This window comes from Mesorhizobium sp. CO1-1-7 (assembly GCF_020164885.1).
GTDB lineage: Bacteria > Pseudomonadota > Alphaproteobacteria > Rhizobiales > Rhizobiaceae > Mesorhizobium > Mesorhizobium australicum.
The window spans coordinates 83,723-102,927 of sequence record NZ_JAIUHA010000005.1 but is presented as its reverse complement, the minus strand read 5'-3'; the positions used below and the strand labels follow the sequence as shown (position 1 = coordinate 102,927).

The window sequence follows — 19,205 nt, the reverse complement described above, 5'->3', positions numbered from 1 at the left end:
ATTGTTTCACCCGCTCGCACATCTATTGTGCACTGCAATGACTTCGCCCCAATCGACAGCGCTGCGTTACGCCTTCGCCGGCATGATCGCCATGGCCGTCGCCATGGGCATCGGCCGCTTCGTCTACACGCCGATCCTGCCTGGCATGATGGAGGAACTGCATCTGTCGCCGGCCAATGCCGGCTGGATCGCCTCGGCGAATTATCTAGGCTATCTCGTTGGCGCGTTGGCGGCGGCGGGCAGCTGGGCACATGGACGCGAGCGTTTGCTGATGCTGGGCGCCCTCGGTGCCAGCGCCGTGCTGGCCGCCTCGATGGGGCTGACCGACGCTATGGCCGCCTTCGTCGCCATTCGTTTTCTGGCCGGTCTGGCGAGCGCTTTCGTCATGGTGTTCATGGCCAGCATCGTTTTCAGCCATATCGCGGCCGCCGGGCGCGGCGACCTGCAGGCCTGGCATTTCGGCGGCGTCGGCCTCGGCATAGCGATATCGGCGGCGATGATGACGGTGCTGGTCACCGAGCATGCCGGCTGGGCGCAGGGCTGGCTGTGGTCGGGGGCGATTTCGGCTGGCGGCTTCGTCGCCGTGGCGCTGCTGGTGAACCAGGGTCCGCTCATCAATGGCGAGGTCGGCCGTGAACCGGCGCTGCCGAAAGATCGGTCGCTGATGAAGGTGATCGTCGCCTATGGCCTGTTCGGTTTTGGCTATGTGGTGACGGCGACCTTCCTCGTCGCCATCGTCCGCCAAGGCGGCGGCAGCCGCGTCTTCGAGGCCATGGTGTGGATGGTTGCCGGTCTTGCCGGTTTTCCTTCGGTCTGGCTGTGGCAGAAGATAGCGGCGCGGATCGGGCTTTATGCCGCCTATGCCTTGGGATGTTTCGTCGAAGTTGTCGGCGTTACCGCGAGCGTCGCCACCGGCGGGCGCATGGGGCCGCTGCTTGGCGGCGTGCTGCTCGGCGGCACGTTCATTGCCATCACGGCACTTGGCCTGCACGCCGCCCGGCAGCAGGCCCCTGCGTCGCCCCGGCGCATCTTTGCCCTGATGACCGCCTCCTTCGGTCTTGGCCAGATCATCGGCCCGATCGCGGCCGGGCTTTTAGCGCAGGCATCGGGCGATTTCTTCCTCGCCTCGATCGTCGCCGCGGCCGTCCTGGTCGCCTCCGGCGCCGTCACGTGGTCCGCTGCGCCAAAATCGCCATGATTTGTGGTCTTGCTCTGCACCGGCATCGGGCAGGCATTTTCTTTCCCCCTAATGTGTGACCTTATGCCGGCTCAAACCTGCTGATTTGCGCATCGATCGAGGAATTCGCCACAGTGTTCGTATCCTTCTTCCCGCAGCCGAAGCTGTTCTTCTCTTCGGCCGCCATCTGGAGCCTTGCGGCGATCCTGTTCTGGTTTTTCGGCGGGGAGCAATTGGGGGCGGTTTTCGGCATGCCGCCTGCTGCTCCCGGAGCGCCACCCATCATCGGCATCGCCATTCTCGTATCGAAGCCATTCCTCTGGTTTTATATCTACTTCACGCTTTGCGTGGCCATCTTCTACGCGTTCTGGAGTTGGTATTCGCCGCACCCATGGCAGCGCTGGTCGATCCTGATGACGGCGGTCATCCTGTTCTTCATCTATTTCAACGTGCAGGTCAGCGTCGCCGTCAACGCGTGGTACGGCCCGTTCTTCGACTATGTACAGGGGCTGATGTCGGGGACCGGAAAGTCGACGAACGCCGAGTTCTACACCGGATTGGCCGACTTCTCATGGCTGGCCCTGGTCGGCATGAACGTGCAGGTGGTCAACGCCTTTATCGTCAGCCACTGGATCTTCCGCTGGCGCACAGCCATGAACAACTACTTTATCGAGAACTGGAGCAGGCTGCGCCATATCGAGGGCGCTTCGCAGCGCATCCAGGAAGATACGATGCGGTTCTCGCAGATCATGGAGGATCTCGGTTCCAGCTTTGTCCAGTCGATCATGACCCTGATCGCCTTCCTGCCGGTGATGATCCAGTTGCAGGCCCACATCAGCGAACTGCCGATCATCGGCGCGATCCCGCAGCCATTGGTGGTCGCGGCACTTGCCTGGTGTCTGTTCGGCACGATCTCGGTGATGATTGCCGGCATGAAGCTTCCCGGCCTGCAGTTCCGCAACCAGCGCGTCGAAGCCGCTTACCGCAAGGAGCTGGTCTATGGCGAGGATCATGCGGACAGGGCGCAACCCGCCACCACCGCCGAGCTGTTCGCCAATGTCCGGCACAATTATTTCCGGCTCTATTTCCACTACATCTATTTCAACGTCGTCCGGTACACCTACCTTCAGGCCGACAACATTTTCTCGCTGCTGATCCTGGGCCCGTCGCTGGTCGCGCACAAGATAACCTTCGGCGCGCTGAACCAGATATCGAACGCGTTCGGCAAGGTGACGGGTTCGCTGCAGTTCCTGCTTACCTCATGGTCGACCATCGTCGAGCTGCAATCGGTGCACAAACGCCTGCGCGCCTTCGAGGCGACGCTGCAAGGCGAGCCGTTGCCCGATATCGACCAGCGCTATCTGGCAAGGCAAGGGGCCGGGGATCCGGCCTAGGGATGCTCTGACGAAACGCCGGTTGGCGGCTCAGCCGCCAACCGGCGCCTGCTCCTGGCCGCCATCCTGCCGCGAGATGTAATCTCGAAAGCTGATGCACTCGACATCTGATTTGACGCAGACTTCGCCGGCAAAACGCTCCAGCGCATTCCAGTAGGCGCCGTCATTCATCAGCGTGAAGTGGAAGCCGAGTTCCAGCGGAAGGCGCTTGCCCCGATATTGCGCGTCGAAGGCGGCGCGAAACGCCTGATAGGTCCGGTCCGCGAACTCGCCGGCGTTGCTAGGCCGCTCGAAGCCGCCGGAATGGCGGACGTACAGATTGTAGTCCATGGCGATCACCGGCCGTGATTTCGGCCCTTCCGGAATCTGCGGCAGGGAAAAGCGGGTGACGCCGCCAACGGTCGGCGGCAGGGCAGGACCCATTGAAACGCCGCTGGCGTCGAACCGATAGCCGGCTGCCGGGAGTGCCTCGTAAAGCGCTTTGCCAGTCGACAGATACGGCGCCCGGAAACCCGCCACCGCATGCCGCGCGAATTCCCGCCAGCCCTCGGGTTCGGGCGCAATGCCGTTGATCGCATAGGCGTTCTCGAAAATGTGCTCGAAGGAGGCGAACTCTTTCAGCCAGTCTGCCTTGCTCCAGTCCTTGCCGTCGAAATGACCGCAGGCGTGGCTGGCAATGTCGTGACCCTCCTGGGCGGCGAGGCCGATCTGTTCCAGCCGCTCGGCCACGTCCTGCCTGGAGGCGGCGAAGCCGATGTTGGATTTGCCCGCCGTCTTGCCAGGCGCGGTGTATTGGCCGCGTGTCTCGGGCGACAGCAGGAAGACGCAGGACAGGAAATAGGTGAAATGCGCGCCGGTGCGCTGGGCCAGCGCCCGGCTGCGCTTCCACTGCGAGATGTCGCGCGCGCTGTCGAAGGAGATGATCACGATCTGCTTCGGCCTTGCCGGTGCTGGTGGCGCGGGCGGATCGGCCAGGGCCGCGCCGGCGGTGGCGAGTGAGGCAAGCGAGAACAAAACAACGCGGGACAAACAAGGCATTGGCAAATTCACGGGCTCCGGATGTCGGCAAGCCGGCTATCGCGCAAATGTGGCGCCTGTGCGATTGGGGATTTCGTGGGTTTGCTCCGGGGACAAACATTGGTTTGCCCCGGGGACAAACATTTGTTTGCCCCAGGAATAGCCGATTTTCCGGCCGAACCCCTTCCATGCCGACAAAATTTCGCTAAAACGCGGGCTCATGAACCGCCCCGGCCCGGGGCAGGAATGGTTTGATTGATGTCCGACGACAGTTTTATTCGCGAAGTCAATGATGAGATGCGTCGCGAGCAGGCGCAGAAGCTGTGGGACCGTTTTGGCCCGGCCTTGCTTGTCATTGCGGTGCTTGTGGTGCTCGGCACTGCGGCCTTCGTCGGCTATCGCTATTGGGACGAGACGCGCGCCAATCGCTCCGGCGATGCCTTCTCGCAGGCGCTGAAGCTCGCCAATGACGGTAAGAACGATGACGCGCTGGCCGCGCTCGATCAGCTGGAAAAGGATGGCTACGGCGCCTATCCGCTGCTCGCTCGCATGCGTGCCGCGACGGTCAAGGCCAACAAGGGCGACGTCGATGCCGCCGTCAAGGACTTCGACGATGTCGCCGCCGACACCGCCATTCCCCAGGGCCTGCGCGACATGGCGCGGCTGAGGGCGGCGTTCCTGCTCGTCGATCATGGCTCCTTCGCCGACGTGTCGAGCCGCGTCGAGGCGCTGACGTCGGACACCAACACGCTGCGCCACAGCGCGCGCGAGGCGCTTGGCCTTGCCGCCTGGAAGGAAGGCAAGACCCAGGATGCGCTGAAGCTGTTCGATCAGATCGCCGCCGATGATGGCGCCCCGCGCAACACGCGCGAGCGGGCGACCTTGATGTCCGAGCTGATCCGCGGGTCGGGCAGTGCATCGTGACCCCTTGCCCAAGGCGCGCAGCGGTTTGGCACCACGACATGCGTGGAAGATGTAGGGTCGGATGACATTCAAAGTCGCCATCATCGGCAGACCTAACGTCGGCAAGTCGACGCTTTTCAATCGGCTGGTGGGAAGAAAGCTGGCGCTCGTCGACGACACGCCGGGCGTGACCCGTGACCGCCGCGTCCACGCCGCCAAGCTTTACGATCTGCATTTCGATGTCATCGATACCGCGGGCTTCGAGGACGCCGGCGCTTCGACCTTGCCAGGCCGCATGCGCGCGCAGACCGAAATCGCCATCCGCGAGGCGGATCTGATCTTTTTCACCATCGACGCCAAGTCCGGCCTGCTGCCGGATGACAGGACCTTTGCCGAGATCGTGCGAAAATCCGGCAAGCCGGTCGTGCTGGTCGCCAACAAGGCCGAGGCGAAGGGCGCCCAGGGCGGCATGCTGGAGGCCTGGGAACTTGGCCTTGGCGAACCGATCCCGGTTTCTGCCGAGCACGGCCAGGGCATGCCCGACCTGCGCGACGCCGTGATCGAAGCGCTCGGCGAGGCGCGCGCCTTCGGTGAAGACGAGGATACAGACGACGAAGAGGCCGCCGCCAGCGAGGTGCTGATCGGCGAAGACATCGCCGATCCGGACGCCGAGCCATCCTATGACGACACCAAGCCGATGCGCATCGCCGTCGTCGGCCGGCCGAACGCCGGCAAATCGACCTTGATCAACGCGCTGATCGGCGAGGAGCGGCTGCTGACCGGACCGGAAGCCGGCATCACCCGCGATTCCATTTCGGTCGACTGGGACTGGCGCGGCCGCCGCATCAAACTGTTCGACACCGCCGGCATGCGCCGCAAGGCCAGGATCCACGAAAAGCTGGAAGTGATGTCGGTGCAGGATGGCCTGCGCGCCATCCGTTTCGCCGAGATCGTCATCATCGTACTCGACGCCACCATTCCCTTCGAAAAGCAGGACCTGCAAATCGCCGATCTGATCATCCGCGAGGGCCGGGCACCGGTGATCGCCTTCAACAAATGGGATCTGATCGACAACCCGCAGGAACTGTTGGCCGAACTGCGCGAGAAGACCGAGCGGCTGTTGCCGCAGGCGCGCGGCATCCAGGCCGTGCCGGTCTCGGCCGAGACCGGACGCGGCCTCGACAAGCTGATGGATGCGGTGTTGAAGACGCACAAGGTCTGGAACAGCCGTGTTTCGACCGGCAAGCTCAACCGCTGGCTTGAAGCCATCCTGACGCATCACCCGCCGCCTGCCGTCGCCGGGCGCCGGCTGAAGGTCAAATACGTCACCCAGGCCAAGACCCGGCCGCCGGGCTTCGTGGTCCAGTGTTCGCGGCCGGACGCGATGCCGCAAAGCTATATCCGTTATCTCTCCAACAGCCTGCGCGAAGCCTTCGACATGCCGGGCGTACCGATCCGCATCGCGCTGCGCACTTCGGACAATCCGTTCGCCGGCCGTGCGAAGAAGCGTTGACGATAGGGTGGCAACCGCCTCCGCCGAGAGCTGCGGCTAAGCGACTTTCAGCAGGTTTTCTTTGATCTCGGCACCCTCGGGCAACGCTTCGAACGCCGATTGCAGCAGGATGCCGGCCAGCCGCGCCGCGACCGGATCGAGCTCGGCGTCTTTCTGATGCAGATGCAGCGCCATCTTCGGCAGCGGCGGCAGTCCGAGCATTCCGGGCGCGAGCGCCCGGACATTCGCGGGCAGGCCGATATCGGTGCGGATCGTCAGCCCGAGGCCCGCCGCGACCGCCGCCCATATGCCGCCAAGGCTGGGGCTGGAGAACGCCATCCGCCAGGGCCGCCCGGCACGATCCAGCGTCTCGGTCGCCACGGTGCGCAGCAGGCAAGGCGCCTCGAACACGACCAGCTGCAGCGCCTCGCCATCGTGGGGACCTGCCTCCATCGGTTTCGAGGGGCCGATCCAGCGCGCCTGCACGTCGGCGACATGCCGGCTATACGGCAGCGTCGTGCCATCATGCCAGGCGAGCGCAATGTCGAGGTTGCCGGAGAGGACACGCTCGGCCAATTCGTGGCTGCGTCCAATCCGTGCTTCGATCCGAACCTTAGGGTGGGCGCGAGCGAAGCGACCGAGCACTTCCGGCAACACGGCCTCGCCGAAATCCTCCTGCAGGCCGAGCCGCACCCAGCCCTCCAGTTCGACGTCGCGGATCGCCAGGGCTGCCTCGTCATTGAGCTCAATCAGGCGCCGCGCATAGCCGAGCATCGTCTCGCCGGCTTCGGTCAGTGACAGGCCGCGCCCCGCCTTGCGGAAGATCGGCGTATCGGCCTGCTCTTCCAGTTTCTTCAGCTGCGCGCTGACGGCGGAGGTCGAGCGGCCAAGCCGCTCAGCTGCCCTGGCAAAACTTCCCAGTTCCATGCCGATGACGAAAGTCCTCAGCACGTCGAGATCGAATGTGACGCGGCGCATAAGATCGTCCTTTTTTTCAGGATTATCGATCAAAATCTTCCTGATTTTATGGATGAAGCTATGGCGCTATATGCCTCCCGTCAAGGCCGCTTGGCCGGCGTCACGGGAATGGAATCATGTCTGCCACCGTCATTCGCAACGATTGCCAGCTATCCGGGCGAGGCATCGCCACGACCGCGGCCGGCCGGACCTTCGGCCCCAACCACCGCTGGAAGGTCCTGGGCATCGGGGTTGCCGCGAATGCCGGTTTCTCGGCCACTTTCTCCGGCATACCGGCAACGGCGGTCGTGCTTCGCCAAGGCTATCACTTGAGCAATGCCGAGCTTGGCCTGGCGCTCGGTCTTCTTGGCCTGGGGGTTGCGCTCAGTGAGTTGCCATGGGGCCTGCTCACCGACCGCTGGGGGGATCGTCGCGTGCTTCTGGTCGGCCTCGGTGCAACGGCGGCCTGGCTGCTTGCGATGGCGATGCTCGTCGTGCCGACAAGCTCAAGCATTCCCGATGTCACGTTGCTGGCGGCAAGCCTGCTCGTCACGGGATTGCTCGGCGGCAGTGTCAATGGCTCGAGCGGCCGCGCCATCATGGCCTGGTTCCGGCAGAATGAGCGTGGTTTTGCCATGAGCATCCGGCAGACGGCGGTGCCGCTTGGTGGCGGCCTTGGCGCGCTCGTCCTGCCTTCGCTTGCCCTGGCTTTCGGTTTCGCCGCGGTGTTCGGGCTTCTGGCGGCGGCATCCGCTCTCTCCGCCCTGTTCGCCTGGCGTTGGCTGCACGAACCGCCGATGGCGGGCGACGCCGTCTCATCTGATGTGGCCGGACCGGCACCGTTGCGCAACATCGAGGTCTGGCGCATCTCGACCGCCATCGGCCTGCTCTGCTTTCCGCAGGTGGCGGTCCTCACTTTCGCGTCGGTGTTCCTGCACGACTTCGCCGGGCTTGGCACGACGGCGATCAGCGCCAGCCTCGCCGTTGTACAGCTCGGCGCCATGGTCATGCGCGTCTGGAGCGGCCGCTTTACCGACCGCCACGGCAACCGCCGTCAATTTCTTCGCTTGTGCAGTGCGCTGAGCGCACTGGCCTTCGTGGTGCTCTGGCTGCTGGTTCTGGCCGCTGCCACGATGCCTGCCAGCCAATCCTTCCTGATCGCTGTCCTGCCCCTGGTGCTTGTCGTTGCCGGCATCTCGGTCTCCGCCTGGCACGGCGTTGCCTATACCGAGCTTGCCACGCTTGCCGGTGCAGGCCATGTCGGAACCGCACTCAGCCTTGCCAACAGCTTTGTCTTCGTCGGCTTCTTCCTGGTTCCGGTGGCCATTCCAGGGCTGCTGCACCTCTGGTCATGGCCTGGCGTGTGGCTGTCGGCAGCCGCCTGCGCCCTGGTCGCCTGGCCGATCTTCCTGCGGCGGGCCTGAGCCGCCGCAAAATCGCCCGACTTCGAACCCACGACCTCTAGCCGACCGAGAAAACCTGACCGACCTCGTTAACGTCCCATCAAGGTTAATGCATCATTTTGCTCTCCAGTGGGGTCAGTTGCGTTCCTGGAGAGAGTTCCGTGCATCGACGTGTGTTGAAGCGGCTGATGGCCGCCGCCGGTGAGAAACGCAGCCTTGTGTCTCCGTTCATCATTGGTCTCGGTATCTGGATCGGCTTTCCGACCGTCGCTGCCTACCAGGACATGACCAGCCTCGTTTCCGGCCTTGAATCGCCGACCACGCGCTGGAATTCCTATGTCGAGAAATCCGTCGCCGGTTCGGTCCACGCCGCCGAGATGCCGTTCGTCGATTCCGACGTCACCAGCTCGATCTCGGGTTCCGGTGTTCGCCTTCCCGGTGTCGGCGCCGTCTCGTTTCGCGGCAAGGGCGGCAAGGTCAGCGGGTCGCCCGACGAGGATCGCGTCGTGCGCGCCGACAAGAAGGGCCGCATCGTCCAGGTCTCTCCCGTGGCGCCACCGAAGAACTTCAATGCCGGCTCGATCTTCCAGCGGACCTCCTCGCTGATGCGGCCGAGCATGGACGGCGATCTGAAAATGGCCTTCGCCAAGCCGCGGATCAAAGGCAAGGAAATCCAGATCGCCGCGGCATTCCATGCGCGTGAGGACAAGAAGCCGGATCCCGGCGTGCCGGCCATGCTTGCGGCCCTGGTCAACAACGACCATCCCGATGTGCTGGCGACCGCCTATGCGCAATCCGCGCCGGACTATGCCAAGGCCTCGCCCTTTGAAGCCCTGCTTCAGGATGAAGAGCCCAACAGCGGCCGCTTCATTCCGCCGATGGCCAAGGGCGACCATTCATGGATCCAGAATCCGCTTCCGGCCAGCGTCTTCTCCAAGCCGGAGCAGAAGTGCCTGGCCAACGGCATTTATTTCGAGGCCCGCGGCGAAGCCGTGCGCGGTCAGGCCGCCGTCGCCCAGGTGATCCTCAACCGGGTCCGCAACCCCGCCTATCCCAATTCGATCTGCGGCGTCGTCTACCAGAACGACAGCTGGTTCAACCGCTGCCAGTTCTCCTTCGCCTGCGACGGCAGGAAGAAGCGCATCGACAATCCGGTCGCCTACAAGACCGCTCAGGATGTCGGCATGGCCGTCACCGCTGGCAAGATCTTCATTCCGGAAGTGGGATCGTCGACCCACTACTATGCCAATTACGTCCATCCCGGCTGGGCCCGCACGATGCAGAAGATGACCAAGATCGGCCTGCATATCTTCTACCGGACCTATGGTGGTGGCTGGAGCTGAACGGTCCGCCGCCCGCCCGTCTTGTCGCGCGGTCGCACGATCGATCGGAGAGCCATTGTCGGGGGGATTCGCGCGGCGCATCCCGCCGATCGCAAAGGGCACGATGTCGCACCTTTGCAACTATCTGATTTTACTACCTAAAATACACAGCGCGGAACTTCCCTCCGTGGCTTGACGGGCGCAAACCCTCTAACTATGTTGCCGGCGACTTTAGAAGCGGACGGACGGTGACGGTCTGCCCGGGCAGGGGGGTTGCGATGGCCGAGAAAAACAGGCCAGACGGAACCGGAGAAACCGGCCGCGGCAAGCAGCATGACCCCGAAATCCGCGACGACGATCTTGAGCGACGTCGGCGTGAACTTGGAGCATCGCTTGCGACAAGGCTGCCGAACCGGCTCGAGGGGAAAGACGACGCGAAACCAGTGACCGGATACGGTCAGGCGATCAAACTATCCAGCGAGTTTATCGCCGGGGTGGTGGTAGGCGCCGGCATCGGCTGGATCATCGACCGTATGGCGGGGACATCGCCGTGGGGTCTGATCGTTTTCCTGCTGCTTGGTTTTGGCGCCGGCGTGCTCAATGTCATGCGTTCAGCTGGCGTTGTGGCGGAATTCGGACAGGGCGATAAATCGCGTCCTGACCGAGACGACAGCAAATAGCCGCCCTGGCGCGGCAATGGTAATTTAGCCGTGCGCGGCATTGACGGGGTTTGAACGTGGCAGCTGACAAGGTCGATCCGATCCACCAGTTCCATATCATCAAGCTGGTTCCGATCGAGATCGGCGGCTATGATCTGTCCTTCACCAATTCCGCGCTGTTCATGGTCGCGACCGTGGTCATTGCCGCGGCCTTCCTGTACCTGACGACGTCGAGCCGCAGCCTGGTTCCCGGCCGGCTGCAGTCGGTCTCCGAAATGGCCTATGAATTCGTCGGCAACATGCTGCGCGATGCCGCCGGCACGCAGGGCATGAAATTCTTCCCCTTCGTGTTCTCGCTGTTCATGTTCGTGCTGGTCGCCAATCTGCTCGGCCTGTTCCCGTATTTCTTCACCATCACCAGCCACATCATCGTCACCTTCGGTTTGGCCATCATGGTGATTGGCACCGTGATCGTCTATGGATTCATGAAGCATGGCCTTGGCTTCCTGAAGCTGTTCGTGCCGAAGGGCGTGCCCCTCCTGATGATGGTGCTTGTCGTTCCGATCGAGGTGATTTCCTTCGTGTCGCGCCCGGTCAGCCTCTCGGTTCGTCTGTTCGCAAACATGCTCGCCGGCCACATCACGCTGAAGGTTTTTTCGGGATTTGTGGTCAGCCTCAGTGCGCTGGGTGCGCTCGGCATTGCGGGATCGATCCTGCCGCTAGCCATGGCGGTGGCGTTGACGGCGCTCGAATTGCTGGTGGCGCTGTTGCAGGCCTATGTCTTTGCGGTGCTGACCTGCATGTATCTCAACGACGCCCTCCATCCTTCGCACTAATCAGGTTTCCGGCACGACGCCGGATGGAATAGCAACGGAATTTTCAGATCCAAAGGAGTTGAACAAATGGACGCAGAAGCAGCAAAGTACATCGGCGCCGGCATCGCTTGCCTGGGCATGGGTGGCGCGGGCATTGGCCTGGGCAACATCTTCGGCAGCTACCTCTCGGGCGCGCTGCGCAATCCGTCGGCCGCCGACGGCCAGTTCGGCCGCCTGATTTTCGGCTTCGCCGTGACCGAAGCTCTGGGCATCTTCTCGCTTCTCATTGCGCTGCTGGCCCTGTTCGGCTGAGTACTGAGAAGATTGGACAGGTCGGCCGCGCAAGCGGCGGGCCTGATATCTGGGGATAGTCCATGTTCGTGACATCTGCCTTCGCGCAAGAGTCCGCGCCATCAGCCGACACCAGCCACGCTGCGACCGGAGGAGACACGCATTCCGGCACCAGCGTGCCTGCCGAAGCGCACGGCACGTTTCCGCCATTCAATCCGGAGACGTTTCCGTCGCAGCTTCTGTGGCTGGCGATCACGTTCGGGCTGTTCTACCTGTTCCTGAAGCGGGTCGTGATGCCGCGCGTCGGCGGCATCATCGATGTCCGCAACGACCGCATCAGCCAGGATCTCGACCAGGCGGCCAAGTTGAAGGGCGAGGCCGACGCCGCCGTTGCCGCTTACGAACAGGAACTGGCGGAAGCCAAGAAGAACGCGAACTCGATCGGCCAGCAGGCCAGCGATGCGGCGAAGGCGGAAGCCGACACCGCGCGCAAGAAGATCGAGGCCGCGCTCGATGAGAAGCTTGGCGAGGCCGAGGCACGCATTTCTTCCATCAAGGCCGATGCCATGAAGGAAGTCGGCAGCATCGCCGAGGATACCGCTTCGGCGATCGTCGAGGCACTCGTTGGCGGCAAGGCCAGCAAGGCCGAGATCGCGGCCGCGGTCAAATCCGTGGCCCGGTGAGGAGCGCATCATGGACGCTACATCTCTCGCAACGCTCTGGGCCACGATTGCCCTGATCATCTTCCTGGCCATCGCCATCTACATCAAGGTGCCCGGCATGATCGCCAAGGCGCTCGACGCCCGCGCCGCCAGGATCAGCAGTGAGCTCGACGAGGCCCGCAAGCTGCGCGACGAAGCCCAGCAACTGCTCGGCCAATACAAGAAGAAGCGCAAGGAAGCCGAGCAGGAGGCCGCCGACATTGTCGCGGCCGCCAAGCGTGAGGCCGAACTGCTGGCTGCCGACGCCCACAAGAAGACCGAGGACTACGTTGCCAGGCGCACCGCGCTTGCCGAGCAGAAGATCGGCCAAGCCGAGCGTGACGCGGTTGCCGAAGTGCGGGCCAGCGCCGTCGATATAGCCGTCGAGGCGGCACGCGCATTGCTCGCCGCCAAGGTTGACGCCAAGGCCGGAGCCGACCTGTTCAGGTCCGCGCTGCAGGATGTGAAGGCCAAGCTGAACTGAGCGTTCTTCAGTCGCTGACACGAAGCCGCCCGGGCAACCTGGCGGCTTTTTTGTTTGGGAGAAAGCGGCGCGTCAAAGCGGCCAATCTCCGCCCTCGTGGGGAAGATCGGAATTGCCACTGCCGTCGCCTTACTCCAGCCCGGCCAAGCTCTCTTCCTCAACCACTTCAGTCCCGCCCAGCCGGAACGGCGCAAACGAGGTGCGATGCAGCCGAGCCACTGGCCCATGCGCCTCGATCGCCGTGCGGTGCCGGACCGTGGCGTAGCCCATATGGACTTCGAAGCCGTAGCGGCCGTGATGGTTGCCGCAGCCGCGCATCATGCGGTCGCGCATGACCTTGGCGACGATCGAGGCTGCGGCGATCGATTGGGAGCGCTGGTCGCCCTTGATCAGCGCGCGCCCCTCGCAGGGCAATCCCGGCGGCACGTCGCGCCCATCCGCGAGCGCGAGCTTAGCCTGCACCGGCAGCCCGACCAGTGCGCGGCGCATCGCTTCGAGGCTCGCCTTGAGGATGTTGGTGCCATCAATGCCCTCGGCGCTGATCGACGCCATCGAGACGCCGAGAGCGGAGCCGATGATGTGCAGGAACAGCGCTTCGCGCTGCAGGTGGCTAAGCCGCTTGGAATCGTCGAGACCCTCGGGAATATTGGCGGGGTCGAGCACCACTGCCGCCGCGACCACGGGACCCGCGAGCGGGCCGCGGCCGGCTTCGTCCATCCCGGCGACCGGCCACAAACCATCGGCCATCGCCTTCGTCTCGAAGGAGAAATCGGGTTTCTCGACGATTTCGAAGAGAGGCGGAGAATCAGAACGCGCGCGAGCCATGTTGCGGCGAGGTTCGCATCGGCTCCGATTCTCCGCAAGTCCCTCCGGGTCGGGTGGGGCGCCGGACCGGGAGGGCACCGTCTGCAGGCCGGGGCAGGCCGGACGGGATTTCTTTGCCACGGCGGCAATGAACAGCCGAGGCGATTTTCGGTTCAGAGCAGCATCAACTGCTCCTGGTCCTTGCCGGCAGCGACGAACTGGTCGGTCCGCAGCGTACGCCGCTCGGCATTGAGGCCGAGCCGCTTTGCGGTGATTTCGAAGCGCCGGCCGATCTGCCAGGCATAGGGTCCGGCGCCCTTCATGCGCTTGCCCCATTCCGAATCGTAGTCCTTGCCGTCGCGCATCGAACGGACCAGCGACATGACGTGGCGATAGCGGTCGGGATAGTGGCGCAGCAGCCAGTCCTTGAAGATCGGGCTGACCTCCAGCGGCAGGCGCAGCACCACATAGCCGGCTTCGCGCGCCCCGGCATGGTGCGCCGAGTCGAGGATGCGTTCCATCTCCTGGTCGGTCAGGCCCGGAATGATCGGCGCCACCATCACCGAAGCGGGGATACCGGCATCCGAAAGCTGCCTGATCGCCTCCAGCCGCTTGGTCGGCGTCGATGCCCGAGGTTCCATCGTCCTGGCCAGCATGCGGTCAAGCGTCGTCACCGACAGCGCCACCTTGGCCAAGCCCCGCTCCGCCATGCGCGACAGAATGTCGATGTCGCGCACGACCAGGGCTGACTTGGTGACGATGCCGACCGGGTGGCCGCGCGCCTCCAGCACTTCGAGGATTTCGCGCATGATCCGGTACTGCTTCTCGATCGGCTGGTAGGGATCGGTGTTGGTGCCGATGGCGATGGTGCGCGGCTGGTAGCCATCCTTTGACAATTCCTTGTCGAGCAGGCGTGCCGCGTCGGGCTTGGCGAACAGCTTGGATTCGAAGTCCAGGCCCGGCGACAGGCCCATGAACGAGTGTGTCGGCCGCGCGAAGCAATAGACGCAACCGTGTTCGCAGCCGCGATAGGGATTGATCGACCGGTCGAAGGAGATGTCGGGCGATTCGTTGCGGGTGATGATGGTGCGCGGCTTTTCCACCTGCACCTCGGTCTTGAAGGGAGGAAGTTCCTCCAGCGAACTCCAGCCGTCGTCGAAGACATGCCGGCTGACAGGTTCGAACCGGCCGGACGGATTGATGCCTGCCGACCGGCCGCGGTTGCGGTCCGGACGGACCCGCATGCCGCTCTGCTCGATCATTGCATTGGCCATTTCGGCTCGCCCTGCTCCGAAGGCTGCAATGTCGGCTCGCATGATCGGTTCCATCTTCGCCCGCTCCCATGGACTGTCCATGTTGTGTCGAATCGCTCTGTTCATGAAATTATTCCTATTTTATCGATGAGAACAAATCAAGAACTTTCTATGGTGCGCTGCAAAAACTGGCGCCGACCAACGCTTTCCGCTATTCGGCTAATCATGCTCAGTGTTCTGATTGAAACGCACAATGACGAGGAGGGGCTCGCCCGTACGCTGGCGACGCTGATTGGCGGCGCGGTCGAGGGCGTGGTGCGTGAGGTTGTCGTCTGCGACACGGGCTCCAGTGACCAGACCCATCGCGTCGCCGAGCATGCCGGCTGCCACTATGTGGGGAGCGGGGGCATCGCCGCCGGCATCCGCCAGGCCAAGGGTGACTGGCTGCTGTTTCTCGAACCGGGTGCGAGGCTGGTGGAGGGCTGGATCGACGCCGTCGTCGCCCATACGGCCAGGCAGACAATAGCGGCCCGGTTCTCGCGGGCGCGGGGCAGCCGTCCACCGTTCCTGGCCCGGGTCTTTTCGGCAAACCGCGCGCTCGCCGACGGACTGGTGATCAGCAAGCGACAGGCGGCATCGCTGTCCAAGAATGCCGGCAGCGCCGAGGCCTTAGCGCGCGGGCTGGCGACCAGACGGCTCGACGCCGAAATCTGGCCAGCGCAGCCGAAGCAGCAGCACCGCTCTGGGGGGTGATTTTTGCAACGGCTCTGCGTGGCGTTGCTTACGACGCCGATTTGCCGCGCCGCAGATGTTCGTCCAGGCGCGGCATGATCTCGACGAAGTTACAGGGCATGTGCCGGTAATCGAGCTGTGGCTCGAGGATGCCGTCCCAGGCGTCCTTGCAGGCGCCGGGCGATCCCGGCAGCACGAAGACGAAGGTGGCGTTGACGACACCGCCGGTCGCCCGGCTCTGGATAGTCGAGGTGCCGATCTTGTCATAGGAAATGCGGTGGAACACTTCCGAAAATCCGTCCATGCGCTTTTCGAAGATCGGCTCCAGCGCCTCGGGCGTCACATCGCGTCCGGTAAAACCGGTACCGCCAGTGGTGATCACGACGTCGATGGCCTTGTCCCGCGACCACGCCAGAACGGCGTCGCGGATTTTTTCGCGGTCGTCGGTGACGATATCGCGGGCGGCCAGGATGTGGCCGGCCTTGGTAATGCGATCGGCCAGTGTCTGGCCAGATTTGTCGTCGGCCAGGCTGCGTGTGTCGGAAACAGTCAGCACCGCGATGCGCACCGGAATGAAGGCACGGCTCTCGTCAATTCTGGCCATCTCGCCCAGCCTCCGACGCCATGCTGCGCGTTGCCGCGACGAACCAGTCGGGCTGGCGGTCGCGGATCTCGGCCGCCGCGCGCTTGGCGACATTGCCGGTCTCGAACAGGCCGAAGCACGTCGCGCCCGATCCGGACATTCGTGAAAAGCCCGATCCGGCCTTATCAAGCCATGAAAGCGCCCTGCCTATGGCGGGCTGCATCGCAAGGGCTGGCCGCTCGAGATCGTTGCGGGTGATTTCCAGCCAGTTGCGCAGGCTGTGAAAATCGATGCTGCGCGGCAGCGGCGGCAGCGGCTCATTATCGCGACGGGAGAGTGCGGCGAAGATTTCCGTCGTCGAGACCGGCACGCCCGGGTTGACCAGCACGAGACCCAGTGCTGAAAAATCCGGCACCATCGACAGTTCCTCACCGATGCCGCGCGCGACCAGCGGCTTTGCCGCCAGGCACATCGGCACATCGGCGCCAAGCGAAAGACCGATCCGCGCCAGTTCGGCGCTATCGAGCTCCAGCCCCCAGCTCTCGGTCAGCCCGCGCAGCACGGCCGCCGCGTCGCTCGACCCTCCGCCCACGCCGGATGCGACCGGAAGGTTCTTTTCGAGCCTGATGCTTACCGGCGGCGTGCTCCGAACGCCGGCGGCCTGCCGCAGGGCGTCGCGGCCCTTCAGCACAAGATTGCCGCCATCGAGCGGTACGTCCGCCGCATAGCGGCCGGACACGCTGAACTCATCGGCGTCGGCCGGCGCGATCTCGATCCTGTCGCCAAAGCGCGTGAACACAGCCAGGCTTTCGATGAGATGATAGCCGTCGGCGCGCCTGCCGGTGACGTGCAAAGCTAGGTTTATCTTGGCGGGTGCGGCCCATGTCCGGACACGCTGACCCGATTCCGCAGTCTCGATTGCGAGTGAAATGAGGGTCAGTCCTTGGCCAGCCGGTATTCGCCGGTCTGCGGATCCTTGACCAGCGTTCCCATCGCGCCGTTGGCCGCCTGTTTTTCGGTGCGCCGCACCTTGGCCGTCACGCGTTCAGCCTCGCGCACGAAGGTGCGGTAACCGAAATAGGCGGCGACGCCGACGACGGCGAAAAAAATGAGCTGCGGCATGTCAAACTCCTACCACGCTGGGCCGGTAAGACCGGCCGGTCGGGTCTTTCGGGCAACCATGCTAGACGCTTTCATGGCTTTTTCAAAGCCCGAAGCGCGCCCACGATGCGCGCTCTTCCGCCGCATTGATGACGCCGCTGGCGGCAGCCGCCGCGATATCGGGCGCCGAAAAGCCCTTGCTCGAGCCGAACAGGCCAAAGCGGCCGAACAAACCGCGCGGCGGCGCCACCAGCCTGAGCTGGGTCTTCGGCCCGAAGCGGTTCTTCAGCACCGTGCGCATGTCGCCCAGCGCATCGACGAGGCCGAGCTCCAGGCCTCGCTTGCCGGTCCAGAACAGCCCGGTGAACAGGTCCGGATCGTCCGCCAGCTTCGTACCGCGGCGCTCCTTGACCAGATCGATGAAGGTCTCGTGCACTTCGAGCTGCAGCACCTTGAGCCGCTCGACGTCTTCCTTCTTCTCGGGCTTGAACGGATCGAGCACCGCCTTGTTCTGGCCGGCGGTGTGGACACGGCGCTCGATGCCGATCTTCTTCATCAGTTCCGGGAAACCGAACGAGGCCGACACCACGCCGATCGAGCCGACGATGGAGGAGGGATCGGCGAAGATCTCGTCGCCGGCGACCGCGATCATGTAGCCGCCGGACGCCGCGACATCCTCGACGAAGACCAGGACCTTTTTATTCTTCTCGATCGCAAGGTCGCGGATGCGCTTGAAGATCAGCCGCGACTGCACCGGCGAGCCGCCCGGCGAATTGATCGAGATCGCGACCGCCGGCGCCTCGAAGGAAAACGCCTTTTCGATCAGTCCGGCGGTGGAAGCAAGCGACAGGCTCGGCCGGAACTGGCCTCCGCCGGCCATGATGGTGCCGTGCAGTCGGATGACCGGAACGGTGACGACGGAGGAGCGCCAGGACTTCGGCAGCAGGCGGTTGAAAAGACGTTTCACGATGGCGTGGTCTCCGGCGATGGTTGCAGGCATGTAGGGATTTCCCGGCCAACGGCAATGTGTAGGCCGCCAACAGCTCAGTCTCCGAACAGCGAGGCGAGCCCGTTGGTGATCATTTCGCTGCGCTCGTCGGGGCCGTTGCCCGATCGCGCGTGAAGCATCAGGGGCGGACGGATGGCGAGCTTTCCTCGTGCCCCAAGTGCTGCCCGCACGATAATGCGGATTGCGGCCGCGTCCGGGCGAGGGTGCACGGCGAGCATCTCGGCTTCGCCGAAGCGGCCTGAAATCGCGTCGAGAATGGCGCCGAGCTGTTCGGGCCGGGCGATGACGGCAAGCCCGCCGCGCGGCCTGACAACCGCCGCCGCACTGCGGATCCAGCTTTCGAACAGTCCGTCCTCCATGACATGCGCTTCCTTTCTTAGCGGCTCGGGAGTGGCGCGGTCCCGGGCGGCGTTGAAAGGCGGGTTCATGATGACGAAGTCGAAATCATTGTCGGCAAGGCCGGTGGCGGCCCGGGCGCGGCCCGACACGGTGACATCGGCGACGAGCACGGCAGCGCGATCGCTGAGGTGCGCGTTGCCCGGATGGGCAAGCGTGGCTGCCGCGAAGGCCGCCATCTCAGGCGCGCGTTCGACCAGCACAGCCTGGGCACCCGGACAGCGCGACAGCACCGCAAGACCGGCAGCACCGGCGCCGGCCCCGAAATCGGCGAGCCGGCCGCCAAACGAGGATGGTACGGATGCGGCCAGCATCATTGCATCCATCCCGGCGCGATGGCCGCCATGCTTGGGCTGCACGAGCCAGAACCGGCCGCGGTGGAACGCATCGACCGTGTGGGCCGGCGTATCCGGGACAAGGGCGGCTGGCGCGGCCGACATTATTTCCCCCGGATCTCGTTGGCGATGCCGGCATCGGTCAGGATGCGGCGCGCGGCGTCGGCCTGGTCGGCATCGACCATGACGCGTCGCGGCAGGATACCAAGCGAGCCGTCGAGCACGCTCATGTTCTGGTCGGCGACGAAGCAGCCGATCCCGGCATCGCGCATCAGCGATTCGACAAAGGAGATGATGACGGCGTCGTTGGTGCGGATGAGCTCTATCATCGCAAGAAACTCGCAGGTTGCGGCGTGCATGTAAACGTGCGGCCGCAT

General features: G+C 64.1%; 22 protein-coding genes. 12 read left to right on the top strand and 10 right to left on the bottom strand.

Annotation, left to right across the window (positions count from 1 at the left end; all coding sequences use genetic code 11):
- The first annotated feature begins 37 nt into the window (after positions 1 to 37).
- Both LB516_RS12170 and sbmA read left to right on the top strand, forming a co-directional pair.
- The gene (locus tag LB516_RS12170) at positions 38 to 1,198 is read left to right on the top strand and encodes a YbfB/YjiJ family MFS transporter (protein ID WP_224719626.1); all 1,161 of its coding nucleotides are present in this window, start codon (positions 38 to 40) and stop codon (positions 1,196 to 1,198) included.
- Positions 1,199 to 1,311: 113 nt separating this feature from the next.
- Positions 1,312 to 2,571, top strand: a complete 1,260-nt coding sequence (sbmA, locus tag LB516_RS12165) for a peptide antibiotic transporter SbmA (RefSeq protein WP_015318863.1) — start codon at positions 1,312 to 1,314, stop codon at positions 2,569 to 2,571.
- 30 nt (positions 2,572 to 2,601) lie between these two features.
- Here the strand turns inward: sbmA and LB516_RS12160 are convergent, their stop codons facing one another.
- Positions 2,602 to 3,609 carry a polysaccharide deacetylase family protein gene (locus tag LB516_RS12160; RefSeq protein WP_224719625.1) on the bottom strand — a complete coding sequence of 336 codons (1,008 nt, stop codon included), beginning with the start codon at positions 3,607 to 3,609 and terminating at the stop codon, positions 2,602 to 2,604.
- A gap of 237 nt (positions 3,610 to 3,846) precedes the next feature.
- Here LB516_RS12160 and LB516_RS12155 point away from each other — a divergent pair, with 237 nt between their 5' ends.
- Positions 3,847 to 4,512: a tetratricopeptide repeat protein gene (locus tag LB516_RS12155; RefSeq protein WP_140715064.1), complete on the top strand. Its 666-nt coding sequence runs from the start codon at positions 3,847 to 3,849 to the stop codon at positions 4,510 to 4,512.
- A 61-nt stretch (positions 4,513 to 4,573) separates the two neighbouring features.
- Positions 4,574 to 6,004, top strand: a complete 1,431-nt coding sequence (gene der / locus LB516_RS12150; protein WP_224719624.1) for a ribosome biogenesis GTPase Der — start codon at positions 4,574 to 4,576, stop codon at positions 6,002 to 6,004.
- Between the two features lie 36 nt (positions 6,005 to 6,040).
- Here der and LB516_RS12145 read toward each other — a convergent pair whose 3' ends face one another.
- Entirely contained in the window at positions 6,041 to 6,961 is a 921-nt protein-coding gene (locus LB516_RS12145) for a LysR substrate-binding domain-containing protein (RefSeq protein WP_224719623.1), read from the bottom strand.
- 116 nt (positions 6,962 to 7,077) lie between these two features.
- On the opposite strand from LB516_RS12145, the gene LB516_RS12140 reads away from it, so the two are divergent.
- The 7 genes from LB516_RS12140 to LB516_RS12110 all read left to right on the top strand — a co-directional run bounded on the left by LB516_RS12140 (position 7,078) and on the right by LB516_RS12110 (position 12,615).
- Positions 7,078 to 8,364, top strand: coding sequence for an MFS transporter (locus LB516_RS12140; RefSeq protein ID WP_224719622.1), 1,287 nt, complete (start codon positions 7,078 to 7,080; stop codon positions 8,362 to 8,364).
- Between the two features lie 140 nt (positions 8,365 to 8,504).
- Complete coding sequence (locus tag LB516_RS12135; protein WP_140788090.1) at positions 8,505 to 9,686, top strand: cell wall hydrolase; 1,182 nt, start codon at positions 8,505 to 8,507, stop codon at positions 9,684 to 9,686.
- 257 nt (positions 9,687 to 9,943) lie between these two features.
- A complete protein-coding gene (locus tag LB516_RS12130) occupies positions 9,944 to 10,345 on the top strand; it encodes an AtpZ/AtpI family protein (protein ID WP_140661441.1) in 402 nt (133 codons plus the stop codon).
- Positions 10,346 to 10,401: 56 nt separating this feature from the next.
- Positions 10,402 to 11,160 (top strand): F0F1 ATP synthase subunit A, encoded by a 759-nt coding sequence (locus LB516_RS12125; RefSeq protein WP_140617330.1) that lies wholly within the window; start codon positions 10,402 to 10,404, stop codon positions 11,158 to 11,160.
- 66 nt (positions 11,161 to 11,226) lie between these two features.
- Positions 11,227 to 11,451: a F0F1 ATP synthase subunit C gene (locus LB516_RS12120; protein WP_013896722.1), complete on the top strand. Its 225-nt coding sequence runs from the start codon at positions 11,227 to 11,229 to the stop codon at positions 11,449 to 11,451.
- 62 nt (positions 11,452 to 11,513) lie between these two features.
- Positions 11,514 to 12,113 (top strand): F0F1 ATP synthase subunit B, encoded by a 600-nt coding sequence (locus LB516_RS12115; RefSeq protein ID WP_224719621.1) that lies wholly within the window; start codon positions 11,514 to 11,516, stop codon positions 12,111 to 12,113.
- A 10-nt stretch (positions 12,114 to 12,123) separates the two neighbouring features.
- A complete protein-coding gene (locus tag LB516_RS12110; protein WP_015318854.1) occupies positions 12,124 to 12,615 on the top strand; it encodes a F0F1 ATP synthase subunit B in 492 nt (163 codons plus the stop codon).
- A gap of 129 nt (positions 12,616 to 12,744) precedes the next feature.
- On the opposite strand, the gene LB516_RS12105 is transcribed toward LB516_RS12110, so the two are convergent.
- Both LB516_RS12105 and LB516_RS12100 read right to left on the bottom strand, forming a co-directional pair.
- Positions 12,745 to 13,440 carry a ribonuclease HII gene (locus LB516_RS12105; protein WP_015318853.1) on the bottom strand — a complete coding sequence of 232 codons (696 nt, stop codon included), beginning with the start codon at positions 13,438 to 13,440 and terminating at the stop codon, positions 12,745 to 12,747.
- Between the two features lie 152 nt (positions 13,441 to 13,592).
- Positions 13,593 to 14,747, bottom strand: a complete 1,155-nt coding sequence (locus tag LB516_RS12100; protein ID WP_041163509.1) for a PA0069 family radical SAM protein — start codon at positions 14,745 to 14,747, stop codon at positions 13,593 to 13,595.
- A 150-nt stretch (positions 14,748 to 14,897) separates the two neighbouring features.
- Here LB516_RS12100 and LB516_RS12095 point away from each other — a divergent pair, with 150 nt between their 5' ends.
- The gene (locus tag LB516_RS12095) at positions 14,898 to 15,425 is read left to right on the top strand and encodes a glycosyltransferase (protein ID WP_015318851.1); all 528 of its coding nucleotides are present in this window, start codon (positions 14,898 to 14,900) and stop codon (positions 15,423 to 15,425) included.
- Positions 15,426 to 15,453: 28 nt separating this feature from the next.
- Here the strand turns inward: LB516_RS12095 and moaB are convergent, their stop codons facing one another.
- The 6 genes from moaB to LB516_RS12065 all read right to left on the bottom strand — a co-directional run bounded on the left by moaB (position 15,454) and on the right by LB516_RS12065 (position 19,157).
- Positions 15,454 to 16,008: a molybdenum cofactor biosynthesis protein B gene (gene moaB / locus LB516_RS12090; protein ID WP_015318850.1), complete on the bottom strand. Its 555-nt coding sequence runs from the start codon at positions 16,006 to 16,008 to the stop codon at positions 15,454 to 15,456.
- Positions 15,995 to 16,918: a 4-(cytidine 5'-diphospho)-2-C-methyl-D-erythritol kinase gene (locus LB516_RS12085; protein WP_015318849.1), complete on the bottom strand. Its 924-nt coding sequence runs from the start codon at positions 16,916 to 16,918 to the stop codon at positions 15,995 to 15,997. Before LB516_RS12085 ends, moaB begins: the two co-directional genes overlap by 14 nt.
- Before the next feature lie 5 nt (positions 16,919 to 16,923).
- Positions 16,924 to 17,109, bottom strand: coding sequence for a membrane protein (locus LB516_RS12080; RefSeq protein ID WP_015318848.1), 186 nt, complete (start codon positions 17,107 to 17,109; stop codon positions 16,924 to 16,926).
- Positions 17,110 to 17,191: 82 nt separating this feature from the next.
- Positions 17,192 to 18,055 (bottom strand): S49 family peptidase, encoded by an 864-nt coding sequence (locus LB516_RS12075; RefSeq protein ID WP_224719751.1) that lies wholly within the window; start codon positions 18,053 to 18,055, stop codon positions 17,192 to 17,194.
- Positions 18,056 to 18,132: 77 nt separating this feature from the next.
- Positions 18,133 to 18,933: a tRNA1(Val) (adenine(37)-N6)-methyltransferase gene (locus LB516_RS12070; protein WP_015318846.1), complete on the bottom strand. Its 801-nt coding sequence runs from the start codon at positions 18,931 to 18,933 to the stop codon at positions 18,133 to 18,135.
- The gene (locus LB516_RS12065) at positions 18,933 to 19,157 is read right to left on the bottom strand and encodes a DUF2007 domain-containing protein (RefSeq protein ID WP_015318845.1); all 225 of its coding nucleotides are present in this window, start codon (positions 19,155 to 19,157) and stop codon (positions 18,933 to 18,935) included. The genes LB516_RS12070 and LB516_RS12065 overlap by 1 nt, the downstream gene beginning before the upstream one ends.
- Positions 19,158 to 19,205: the final 48 nt, after the last annotated feature.